The sequence below is a fragment of the Trichocoleus sp. DQ-U1 genome (assembly GCF_039961925.1).
GTDB lineage: Bacteria > Cyanobacteriota > Cyanobacteriia > Cyanobacteriales > FACHB-T130 > FACHB-T130.
In genome coordinates, this window is the sequence record NZ_JAMPKB010000002.1 from 80623 (window position 1) to 93260 (window position 12638).

General features: G+C 46.9%; 6 protein-coding genes. 2 read left to right on the forward strand and 4 right to left on the reverse strand.

The window, feature by feature from the left end:
- Positions 1-23: 23 nt before the first annotated feature.
- Positions 24-4250, reverse strand: coding sequence for a beta-ketoacyl synthase N-terminal-like domain-containing protein (locus NDI34_RS01365; protein WP_348231616.1), 4227 nt, complete (start codon positions 4248-4250; stop codon positions 24-26).
- A 1020-nt stretch (positions 4251-5270) separates the two neighbouring features.
- Positions 5271-7481 carry a type I DNA topoisomerase gene (topA, locus tag NDI34_RS01370; RefSeq protein ID WP_348231617.1) on the reverse strand — a complete coding sequence of 737 codons (2211 nt, stop codon included), beginning with the start codon at positions 7479-7481 and terminating at the stop codon, positions 5271-5273.
- 96 nt (positions 7482-7577) lie between these two features.
- Between topA and NDI34_RS01375 the strand changes: the two genes are divergently transcribed.
- Entirely contained in the window at positions 7578-8621 is a 1044-nt protein-coding gene (locus tag NDI34_RS01375) for an S-layer homology domain-containing protein (RefSeq protein ID WP_348231618.1), read from the forward strand.
- A gap of 58 nt (positions 8622-8679) precedes the next feature.
- Here the strand turns inward: NDI34_RS01375 and NDI34_RS01380 are convergent, their stop codons facing one another.
- Positions 8680-9129: a hypothetical protein gene (locus tag NDI34_RS01380; protein WP_190412768.1), complete on the reverse strand. Its 450-nt coding sequence runs from the start codon at positions 9127-9129 to the stop codon at positions 8680-8682.
- Between the two features lie 172 nt (positions 9130-9301).
- A complete protein-coding gene (locus NDI34_RS01385) occupies positions 9302-10375 on the reverse strand; it encodes a peptidoglycan-binding protein (protein ID WP_190527867.1) in 1074 nt (357 codons plus the stop codon).
- A 569-nt stretch (positions 10376-10944) separates the two neighbouring features.
- Here NDI34_RS01385 and NDI34_RS01390 point away from each other — a divergent pair.
- A complete protein-coding gene (locus NDI34_RS01390; protein WP_348231619.1) occupies positions 10945-12579 on the forward strand; it encodes a hypothetical protein in 1635 nt (544 codons plus the stop codon).
- The last annotated feature ends 59 nt before the right edge of the window (positions 12580-12638 follow it).

The window sequence follows — 12638 nt, forward strand, 5'->3', positions numbered from 1 at the left end:
TTCAACTTGCTGCGATTCTGGGGTTAAGTTTTTTTTTCAGCCACCCGCGATTCCTGGCTCATATATTCAACAATTTGAGCAAGGGTGCGGAGTTCGGCTAGCTGTTCTGGATTCACCGGCGGCAAATCAGGGAATAACTCCTGCATTGCTCCCAAGATTTCCACCCGCTTGATCGAGTCAATCCCCAAATCTGCTTCCATGTCCATCGAAAGCTCTAGCATTTCCGTGGGGTAGCCAGTCTTCTCACTGACTACTTCTAACAGGGATTGGATCAGAGCATTCGCCTTCTCCTGGGAGACAAATCCGTTTTCTGCCTTTGCTGAAACTGCTGCCGTTGGAGCAGAAACTTCAACCTCTGTTGATGGCGCTTTGTTGCCCATATATTCAACAATTTGAGCGAGGGTGCGGAGTTCGGCTAGCTGTTCTGGATTCACCGGCGGCAAATCAGGGAATAACTCCTGCATTGCTCCTAAGATTTCCACCCGCTTTATCGAGTCAATCCCCAAATCCGCTTCCATATCCATTGAAAGCTCTAGCATTTCCGTGGGGTAGCCAGTCTTCTCGCTGACTACTTCTAAAAGGGATTCGATCAGGGGGGTCAAATCTACCGCTGGCGCTGTTACAGATGAGCTAGAGGTTGTTTCGATGACCGATGGCGCAACTTCTACCTGCTCTGCTTGAGCGATTTGATTTTGCAGACTTGTCTCTACTTGGAGAGCCTGGGCTGGCTGCGAACCATTGCTGGAAACAGGTTGGGATACTGGCGCTGTAGGGACGGCATCTGGGGCAGCTAGCCCAGAAATCGTCAGTTCCGGCATCGGCACGACAGCCGGGGTAGTGGGGGCAACAACCGAGTACTGTAGTTTGTCAGAGGTTCCTTGTCCGTTTTGCCCTTGTTCCAAGTTCCGAACGGGCGCTAGTGACGCCTGACCATTCACAACTGACCCATTGGCACCGTTACCAGCACCCAAAAGGGAATAATGTTGCTGCATGAGCTGGAAAAATCTTTGGGAATATTCCAACTGATTTTTCAGGTATTGTTCGTGAACTTGCTGGCTGGCAGCTTGATGTTCGTGAAAGCGCATCATGTTGCGCTCTAAACTTTCTAGAAGACCCTGATTATTTACAGAAGATTGTGGCATTGGTTGCGCCTCTGATTTGGTTGCGGGTGGAACTGGTATTGGCTCTGGCATTTTGACTTGGGGAATTACGGGTACGGGAATTACGGGTTGAGGGCTAGGGATTGGGGCGATGTGTGGTGTTGGTTTCGGGGCTAAAGATTTCTTCGGCTCCTGTGTCGATTTCCCATTCCTGTTTTCCCTTTCTAGATTTCCCTTGATTTGGTGTCCGTTTTGCAAAGCTTGTTCAAAAGCAGCTTTGGTTTTCTCACTGACATAGTTAGCGCCGTTTAAAGGGACATTCAATCTCTTCTTTTGCTGAGAATTGGATGTTTTTGGTTTAACTAGGTAAGGATCGAGGTTTTGTAAAGACAAGCCAGCCACGCGCAACTGAACAAAGGCTTCGCACAACTGGCGCTGGCTATCTCCTTTGCTACTGGCATTCAAGGCGATCGCTAAATGGGGTCGATCTTCGAGGATATTCTTCACCAGATTGGTCAGGATATTCCTGGGACCAATTTCGACAAAGAAATATCCCCCGGCTGCGTAAATATTTTCAACTTCCTGCTTAAAATGCACAGGATTGACAATATGTGCAGCTAAGGTTTGTCCGATGGTATGGGAATTGTCTGGATAAAGATTTCCGGTTGTATTGGAGTATACCGGGATTTTCGGCTGATTAAAAGTAACGCGATCCAGCACCTCTGCAAACCGTTTTTGAGCGTGAGCGACAAACGGTGAATGGAAAGCTGCGGAAACGGGTAGTAAAACAACCGAATACCCAAGCTGCTCCAATTTCTGCTGGACTTTGGCGATTTCTCCCTTCGCCCCCGCTAATACCACCTGATTGTTAGAGTTCCAGTTGGCAATGGTGATTTTGGGGAAATTCTCGACAACTTCTTTGACTTTATAAATATCCCCTTTCACCGCCAGCATCATGCCGGTATCAACTTTTGGATCGTCGGGGAATGCCATTGCTTGACCTCTGGCTTTGACGAGGAAAAAGTAATCTTCGTCATTCAGAACGCCCGCCGCCCATAGTGCTGTCAGTTCCCCGAAGCTGTGCCCTGCCACATAATCAGGCTTGAACCCTGCCTCTTCTATAATCTTGTAGAGACCAAAACTCAAGGCACCAATTGCGGGTTGGGCATTTTCGGTCTGTTGTAATGCCGCAATTTGGGCATCCTTTTGGGCGTTGTCAAAAACAGGACACGGGAAAACGACTTGGGAAATGGGTGGCAACCCATTCTTGCCCAGGTATTTGTCCATATCGCTGTAAGCTTGGCGAAGCTGAGGGAAGTTAAGGACAAGTTCCTTACCCATCTCCAAATACTGCGAACCTTGCCCCGAAAACAGCGCCACTACCTTCCCTTGGGGGTTCAGGCTAGTTTTGCGGTAATAGATTCCTTTGGGATGCTCCCACGATTGGGCTTGCTGTTTGTTTTTCAGTAAGTCAATCGTAATCTGCAATAATTCACGGGCTTCTGCGGCAGAGGTGGCGACAAATCCCACTCTGGCTGAGGCAACGGGAATTTTTAAACTCGCAGCGCTGACAAGTTCTGTGTAATGTTGTGTGCCGCGATCGCTTGCTAATTGCGACTCTAGGGTTTCACACTTCGCCAATAATTCTCCTACTGTTGGAGCATCCAGCAGGATGGTCGCTGGCGTACTGTGTAAACGATAAGCCTGTTGATGTTCCCTTTGATATTCTTCGAGGACGACATGATAATTCGTGCCTCCAAAGCCAAACGCGCTGACCCCTGCTCTTCTTGGCGTTTCATCATCAATGCCAAGCCAGGGTCTGGTTTCGGTATTCAAATAGAAGGGTGAGTCTTCTATTTTAAGTTTAGGGTTGGGTTGGGTGACATTAATCGTTGGGGGTAATATCTTATGGTGCAAAGCCAAAGCCGTTTTGATCAGGCTGGCTGCACCTGCTGTTGCTTTGGTATGTCCAATCTGAGACTTAACGCTCCCCAAGGCAATATGTTGTTTTTGGGAGTTGTTTTGGCTAAAAACTTCATTTAAGCCTGCAAACTCTGTCGGATCGCCAGCGACGGTTCCTGTACCATGAGCTTCAATCAGACCGACTGTTGAGGGTGCAAATCCAGCATCTTCATAAGCTCGACGCAACGCTACGGCTTGCCCTTCCGAACGAGGAGCATAAATGCTCTTAGATTTGCCATCGCTGGAGGTGCCCATTCCCTTGATGACGGCATAAATGCGATCGCCATCTCGTTCGGCATCTTCAAGCCGCTTGAGAACCATCATTCCCATGCCTTCACCCAACAGCATCCCGTCGGAATTTATATCGAAGGGACGAGAATTCCCTTCTTTAGAAAAGGCAGGCGTTTTACTAAAGCACATATACATGAAGATCGAATTGTCGGCATCCACACCGCCCGCGATCATCATGTCGCTACGATACTCGGTCAATTCACTCAAAGCCATCCGCAGGGCGCTTAATGACCCGGCACAGGCTGCATCTACAACACAGTTAATTCCTCCTAAATCTAGGCGGTTGGCAATTCGTCCGGCAATCACGTTCCCCAACATGCCCGGAAAAGAATTTTCCTCCCAGCCGATATAGGCAAGTTTTATCTTCTCAATAATCTTTTGGGTATCTTCGTCAGATACACCACTGTTTTTAAGAACCTTCTCCCAAACGGGATATTGCAAACGGGCAGTTAGCGGCGTAATTAGTTTCTGCCCGCCCCCTACGCCCAGAATGACGCCTGTGCCTTTCCGATTAAAATCTCTGGATTCACCGTAACCAGCGTCTTCCATTGCCTGTTTGGCAACTACCAACGAGAGCATTTGGGCGACATCTGTCACCTCTAGAATATTGGGAGGCAGACCAAATTCCATCGGATCAAAATCAATATCCGGGATGAATCCGCCTCGTTTGCAATAAGTCTTATCCGGTGCCTTGGGATCTGGATCGTAGTAGTCCTCAATCCGCCAGCGTGAGGGAGGAACATCAGAGATACAATCGGTTTTTGTAATGATATTTTCCCAATACTCTTCTAGAGTCCTGGCTTGCGGAAAAATGCAACCCATTCCGATAATCGCCACTGGTGTTTGTTGCAGTTGCCGCTTAATTTTGTTGTTTATCAATGATTTATCAGACTTCATTCCTCAACCTGACGCTAGTGACGTTCCTGGTTCAAAGGGTTATGATACCAAGTTATTCCGCTTTAGTGTAGTTGTATATCCACTCAATTTAAACCTGTGGAAGTTTGCTGTTTATTTTCACACGAGTGGGTACACCCAGCTTCATATTCTCAGCTTGGGCGAAAGCTTTGTAGGCTGCACGGAGATAGGCAAAATCAGGAATTTAAATAATAGCAATTTCAGTCCCTTGAAGCAAGTTAACTATTTTAACAAATTTTCTTGTAGTTGAAATTTTATGTTATAATGACTTGATTTTTTTGAGTTCTCTGCCAAGCCTTGGGTACAGGGTATAAAGCTAAGGGATCGTGGTTAAAAAAAATTTTAGGGGTTAAAACCCAGGCACAGTAAAACTTAGAGTATTTAAAATTGGTAATTTAGAATCGCAAGTACGCTGGAACTACAGGTTTCAATTTTTTACAATTTAAATTTGATTCAATTTGAAAAGGTAGAAGAGTGTATTTATTTTAGTTTTGATTTTATAATCTATAAAAGACTAGGTGAGTTCCTTTTGTTTTAACTTTATTATTAAAACAATGGTAAAAACAACAAAAATACTTTTCAAATTTATTAAGCGTTGCAGCAAAAATAAGGTTTGCTATCAATTTAAATTTAGCTCTATTTATTATCTTGTATAATAAAAATTTTTAAATAAATGTGGTGCCCTTAACCACTGAATCTTACCCAAAGTATGCTTATACACAGCCATTTTATTTCCAGCTATGTATAAGGGCAACTACCAAAGTGTTGAAATGCCGCTGATCTTTGTGAATAGTTGTGCTGTAGTTTGAAATAGATCGCCAAGAGAATGCAATTCAAGTTGAGGAATTGGGGGACTGACTTGGCGTTTATTTTTTAGTTAAAACTTGATAATGATTGCGTACACGCCAGACCCTTAAACCATCAAGCAAACAACGTCCTTCAATTAGGCGCTTTGTAAATCAAGAAACCAAGCCACAGGTGTACCTACGCATTCTTACTGAATTACTCCGCTTCAAGCTCGCCAAATTTTGGCGACCACCAGTTACCTTTTTTACTCTCAAAGAAGGCTACCTCTTTGCATTTATTTTGTTTGGTTTTCGGGTTAGAACAACGCAACATCGCCTTATCTTGACCATTTTTGCTGTACTTGTAGCGCTCTAGGGGAGTGCCACAAATCGGACAAGAATGCTGAGAAGGCTTGTCAGAACGCGGCGGATTTTTACGCTTAGCGTCAGGCAATTCATACTCTAGCGTGGATACGTTAAAAAACATTACAGCACCGCAGCCATTATTGCGCTCATCACAGCTCAAAAAATGGTCTGTTTGAAGTTTTTTAGACTTCGAGTAAACCCTCGTCATTGGATGTTTGCATTTCGGACACCGAATATTAGTAAGTTCAGACCGAGTCTCCGTGCTAGTATCGGTGCGAGTATCCGGGGGTTCACAAACAGGTGGAGTGACCTTAACTCGGCTTGGATTCGTTACAGTCGGCATAGAAACGGGAATTTTTGCCCCGGCTTTCTTGAGTGCTGGGGCAAAATAGTCGCGGTTCCAGCTAGTCAAATACTTTTGCCAGTCCAGCTTACCGTGAGCGATCGCATCCAATTCCCGCTCCATCTTTGCCGTGAAATCTGCACGAATCAGCTCAGGCAACACCCGACCCAAAAACTCATCAACTTCCATCCCTAGCTGGGTCGGAACGAGCAACGCCTTCTTCAGAACCACATACTCCCGCTCTTTCAAAGTCTTTACCGTCGGAGCATAGGTGCTAGGACGCCCAATCCCCTGTTTCTCCATCACCTGAATCAACTTAGACTCAGAATAGCGGGGTGGTGGCATTGTCTGCTTCTGATCGGCACCCGCTTGGGTACAGGTAAGCGATTGCCCCTCTTTCAGCGTCGGCAACACTTGGTCTGAGCCAATGTCCCGCCAGTAGCGCAGATAGCCCTCAAACTGTAGCACCTGACCCAAAGCTTGCCAAGTTACGCTACCAGATTTTGTGATAATTCTCGTCTTCAAGAGTCGCGCTGATTGACACAGAGAAGCGATCGCGCGTCGCCATATCAAATCATACAATCCAGCTTCTTCGGGTGTTAACTCTGCTTTAATGACGGATGGTAGCCGGGTAATCTCTGTCGGTCGAATTGCCTCGTGCGCCTCCTGGGACAGCGCTGCACTTTTACGAACAGTCGTCTTTTGGGGGACATTCTCTGGGTCATTTTGCTCCAGATACTTCCGCACCGAAGCGCAAAACTCCTCAGATAAAGTTGGGCTATCTGTACGCATATAGGTGATGTATCCTTGCTCGTACAGCTTTTGCGCCACTTGCATTGTTTTCTCTGGATTCAGCTTTAGACGCGCTCCTGCTGCCTGCTGAAGGGAACTGGTGGTAAATGCGGCGGGTGGTTTTTTGAAACTCACTTTACCTTGGGTGCTGACTACCTGATGAGGATGAATCTTCGCCGTCGCTACCAGTTGATCCGCTTGAGTTTGTGTTGTCACTCTGGTTCCTTCAGCAGCTTTTTTGCTGTCAGGAGACTCAGAATCATCGGTTTCCTCTACTTCAGGCTCATCGGAACGATTCACTTGTCCGGCATAAAAGGCTCGAAAACCCTCGGCGTAGTCAACGTAAACAGACCAGTAATCTTCAGGGACAAAGGCTGTAATTGCTCTCTCGCGATCGCATAATAGGTGCAAGGTCGCGCTTTGAACCCGACCGACTGACTTGGCTCCGTTTTTGAGCGACCAAACCAGAGGGGAGCCTCTGAAGCCAACCAGCTTGTCGAGACACGTCCTCAGAAGAGCTGCATCTACGAGGTTCTGGTCGAGGGGACGGGGTTTGCTCACTGCTTTTTTAATCGCAGTTTCTGTAATTTCGCTCGTCACTACTCGCCGGGGATTTTTTACCTTGAGTTCTCGTGCCAGATGCCAAGAAATGACCTCCCCTTCGCGGTCTGGGTCTGTCGCAAATATGACTTCGGTTGCTGATTTGACGGCTTGTTTTAATTCTGTGAGAACCTTTTTGCCTCGGTCGCCACGGGGGACAAATCGACAAGTAACGCGATCGCCTGATAGGTCAAACCCCAGTGCATCTTCCCCGTCTTTCGCTAGCTCAACAACATGACCCATGCTTGCCATCACTCGGTAGCCAGAACCAAGGCTTTTCTGCCATTTCTGCCGTTTGCCAGGACTTTCAATTAAAACAAGTTTCATACTCTGTCCTCTAAAAATTTTTAATTCTTGCTTTAAGAAGGATGACTTAGCTAGGCATTTTAGGGTATAAGCTACTTGCTGCATGAACTCAGGTAAATGACATCACCTCCCCCCGATCCACGTTCCTCTCGGCTTGGCTTTGATGAGTTGATTGGCATTGTTGTTGCCTTCGGCGTGATTGGCACGATTTTCTTCTGGTCAATTGGTAGAAGGGAGCCAGGGTTGAATTTGACCGGATTGCCGACTCCTGACACCACGGCGAGTCCAAAGCCAGCAGCGCCGCTACCAACGGTGATACCCGGAGAATCGCCCACCCAGCAAACGGTTCCGGCACCTTCTGCTTCACCGAGCGACCCAAACTCAACGCTACTCATACCGGACGATCCAAACACGGTATCGGGAAGCGTCCCGATTATTCCCGTACCCGTACCCGCGCCTTCCGCGCCAGCGCCGTCAGTCGCCCCCGCCACAGTACCCGCGCCTGCGCCTTCTGCGCCAGCGGCGGTTGTTCCCGTACCCGTACCCACGCCTTCCGCCCCAGCTAAACCGATCAACTTTTCCGATATCCCCGACAATTACTGGGCGCGTCCTTACATTCAAGCGCTGGTTGAACGCAACATCCTCGCGGGTTTCACCGATGGCACTTTTCGCCCCGATCAACCGATCACGAGAGCGGAATTTACGGCTCCGTTGCGAAAAGCTTTTAGTCAAAAACCGGCTCAGAATGCTTCAAACTTTCAAGATGTCCCCGCTGGGTACTGGGCTGAAGCTGGAATCAAGCAGGCTGTAGCAACGGGTTTTTTGAAAGGATATCCGGGAAATCGGTTTCTCCCAAACCAAGAAATTCCGAGAGCGCAAGTTTTGGTTGCGCTTGCTAGCGGCTTAGGGCTGAAACCACCGTCCAATCCGGCTCAAGCTTTGCAGACTTATCAAGACGCCAAGGAGATTCCTAAGTACGCGACCCAAGGTGTCGCAGCGTCTACAGCCGCCGGTCTTGTCATTAACTACCCGAATCAAAACTTGCTCAAACCGAATCAAGCGGCGACTCGTGCTGAGGTAGCTGCTGCAATTTATCAAGCTCTCGTACAAGCCGGACAAGCACAACCCATTTCCTCTCCAGCCGCTGTGCAGCCACAATGAGGGAACCATCGGAGGGGCATAGCATTGTTCGTTTGAGCGAAGCGTTTGGCAACACGGATCAAATTCGGTTTTGGAAGTTGCGATCGCCTTTATACCCGGATAGCTCGGCGAGTTCTTCTAAAGAAAGCAGACCTGAGTAACGCCGCCCCTTAATTTCCCAAGTGGGAAAGCCTTTGATCTTTGCCTTTGTGCAGAGGTCTGGACGCGGATTTTTACCGCCCGCATCGCACTCGATGTAGTTTATATAGCCAAGCGCCTCTTTTGGAAACAGTTCTTTCTGTTTTGTGCAGAAAGGGCACCAATATGCGCCGTAAAATTTGGCTTTGGTGCGTTTCAAGTGACGTGCTAAACCCACTTCTGCTGTAGTAGCGGCGCGATTCGAGGATTTGGTTGGCTGGAGTGCTGATTCTGTATAGGGATCGGATGAACAGCCAGCAATTAATGCCAGTAGAGCGATCGCAGTAGTGCGGATGATAACCGCGCTAAGGTCAAATCTTTGAACTTGCATAGCTCTCAGTTGGGTAGATGTTCGGCAATCAGCAAAGTTTACCTTTTGTTTTCATACCATTTTGCTTTACTGTTGCCCAATCTAAATTTCTGAACTATCGATAAATAGAGACGCAATAAATCGCGTCTCTACAATCTAAACTCAAAATCTTAACTCAAAAAACTCCTCAGCCTTAGCGACCATCAACTGACCAGTGGGGCGGGTCATTTGCTAGCTTAAATACGCCATAGGATGCACCCACACTATAGAGAGCCGTATTGTTGGCACCATTCGTGGGAGCGCCAATATTCACCAGGGTGCCATCTCTCTTTTTTATTTTTAGAATTCCTTCCCAGGTAATGTTCCAATCGATGGCTAGCCTTTCAGTATGGCGAGATCTTAGAGCCACCGGATTCCCCCCAATCCCGAATTCATCTACCATCAGTTGTGCAGCTTGCACAGCTACAGCGTTCGTATAATGTACCCATTCAATGTCAACTCCCGCCATATTTGGTACATTTTCTGCTCTGATTTCTCCTCGACTAATCCGAGCCGAATAGTGCATCATATAAGCTCTTTGTGGAGGTCGATAGGTAGCGGCAATAATGGTTTGGGCACCCGCATCAATTAAAGCTTTTTGAAAAGCTGCTACCTTTTCTCGGAAAGGCGAAGCTAAATCAGAAATCGAGCGGCTAGTCGGAAAGTTGTCATACCAATGCGGACCACTCAAGCGAAATCGGATTCTTTTGGCATAGGCGTTGAGGATATCCATTGCTGGGATAAAATCTGCGCCTAATTTCTGCTTAGTCGTTGCAGAAAGTAGATTTTCCAATTCATCACGCAAGCGCACATCTCTTTGGAGATAAGCTTGGGCTAACCCTTGGCTACTTCTCGCTCCAAAGTCTCCATCTACGGTTAAGTCGGGAACCAATATTGTATTCAAGCTCTTTTGTAAATCTTTAACCTCTGCCTCGCCAAAGCGCAGATAAGCAAGCAACATTGCCGCCGTAAGATTGGGAACTTTATAAAGAAAACCGTCGCTCAAAGCTTTGGTGTAGGTGGTATTATCCACAACTCCATTAACCGGCAAGTTATTTCTTTGCTGATAACTACGGGTAGCTGTATCGCTAATCTTGCCAAAGTCTCCATCAACGGTTCCTATCGGATAACCAGCCTCTTTTAAAAAGCTTTGCCAAGAACTGACTGCTGCTCCATTAGAGCCTATTTTGAGTGTGGGTAATTTCAGCGCACTGATATTAAAAGCCATAGATTCCACCTGAATTCAATATTGCTAACTTTTCTGTTAACTAGCCAAAAAAAAAGCCATCGAGCAAGTCTAGCTTTTGTGCTATTTTAACGCTACAAAAGAACGCAGCCAATGAGAGTTACACTGCTTGTGCGATATAGTTGCATTTTATAACTTAATGCTTAATAAGTTTCGACAATATAACTTTAGTTATTATTTCCATCTTCTGTCTATCTTCTTATTTAATTCTAATAATTACATTATTGGAAAATACATTATGCCTAAAATCAATCCTCTAACTTATGATAATTAATAGTTAATTAATTATCTGGCTTTTTTATAAAATTAAATTTCCTTGAACTTGAGGTAGCTTTTATAGTAAAACCTCTACCTAATCTTCTGTCCAGTTTTCAAATAAAAGATTTAAATATTGTTACAAATTGCTACAATATTTAATTGAATCTTATCGTCTTAGAGATTCTACCGGCTAATTTGAAACCGCTGCTGATTTAACACAAATTCCGGATTTTATCTCATCGGTTGTGGAGCATCTGGTAACGAATGTTCGCTTTTTTTAATAAGGAGACTTTATGGCAGACTCTGGAAATCGAATGCGCGATCGCACGCCAGACGATGTAATTATTCAGGCACAGGCGCGAAAACCCATTACAGATCCCAGCCTGGGTATTGCCGTTGAAGTGAGTAGACAAGGAACTCCTAAGCATCGGCTGGTCACGATTGGGGACTCTCTCTCTCACGGCTTTCAAAGTGGGGCAATCTTCAATACTAGCCTCTCCTATCCGATGATGATTGCCAAGGAAATGGGCTGGTCTAACCAGATGCGTTATCCCACCTACGACGGGCCAGGAGACGGGTTTCCGCTGAACCTAGAACATCTGGCTCGACAACTCGATCGGGAGTTTGGTGATATCAACTGGTTGGATTTCGCTCCAGCGCTGTTGTTTATACGCCACTACATGGACGATATAGAGGATTATTGGGAACGTGACGCAGGCTCCCGCTTCCCAATTCAACGCGGGATTAATCACAACCTGGCGGTCTATGGTTGGGATTTGCGGAATACCCTGTCGCGTACTGCGGACATTTGCCTAGACATCATTCGGAAAAATCCGCCCAAAGACGATTATCTCCGGCAGGTTGTTGAGTACCATAACGAACGCGCTGCTATCCGAGTTTTGAATTCGGCGCGGGATGCACAAGGCAACGCGCTGACACCACTGCAAGCGGCGGCAGCACTAGGTGCTGAGGGGATGCAAGAAACTGGCGATGGTAACGGCATTGAAACGCTGCTTGTTATCATCGGTGGCAACAATGCGCTGGGTAGTATTCTGACATTTAAGGCGGCTTGGACTGCTGAAGGTTATGACGATATGGCGGTCAACGATCGCTATACTGTCTGGCGTCCAATTCACTTTAAGGCTGAACTGGACAAGCTGGTTGAGGAAGTTAAGCAAATCCGCGCTCGCCATATAATCTTGGCAACGGTTCCTCACATCACCATCCTTCCTTTTGCCCGTGGTATCAATAAAGACAATGAAGGGAAAAAAGCTAAGCCGGGATCTCGATACTTCCCTTACTACTCCTTGCCTTGGCTTACCGAAGAAGACTTCGATCCGAATAAGCATCCCTACTTGCTAGAGGAAGAAGCACGAGCAATCGATAGTGCCATTGACCAGTACAACGACTCTATAACCGATGCGGTGCGTCAGGCTCGACAGGAAGGCAGAGATTGGTATCTGTTTGAAATGGCTGGCTTGTTGGATCGCTTGGCATCCAGGCGCTATATCCAAGACCCGGAAGCCAGACCGACTTGGTGGGATGAAGTGGGTGGTCAGTACGAGTTGCCACCTGAGCTTCAGGCACTTTCACCTGTACCAGATTCCCGCTTTTTTAAATCTGATGCAACAGGTCGCACTCAAGGCGGCTTATTCTCTTTGGATGGCATTCATCCCACCACGATTGGCTATGGCATCATGGCGCAGGAGTTAATCGAGATTATGCACAAGAAGGCGGGGGTCAAGTTTTACGAAAGCGATGGGAAAACCGAGCGGACTGGTGACATCAAAGTTGATTTTAATCGCTTGATTGCCTTAGATACGCTGATTTCTAACCCACCGCGATCGCTCTCTAATGCTCAGAGTTTAATCGGTTTGATTGATAAGAACTTTAATATCTTCAGCGGGATGCTCAGGGCGAGTTACTAAAAGCAATCTGAGGTCGGGGTGGGCTTAGGCGTCCCATCCCCAAGGTTCCTGCTTAAGAT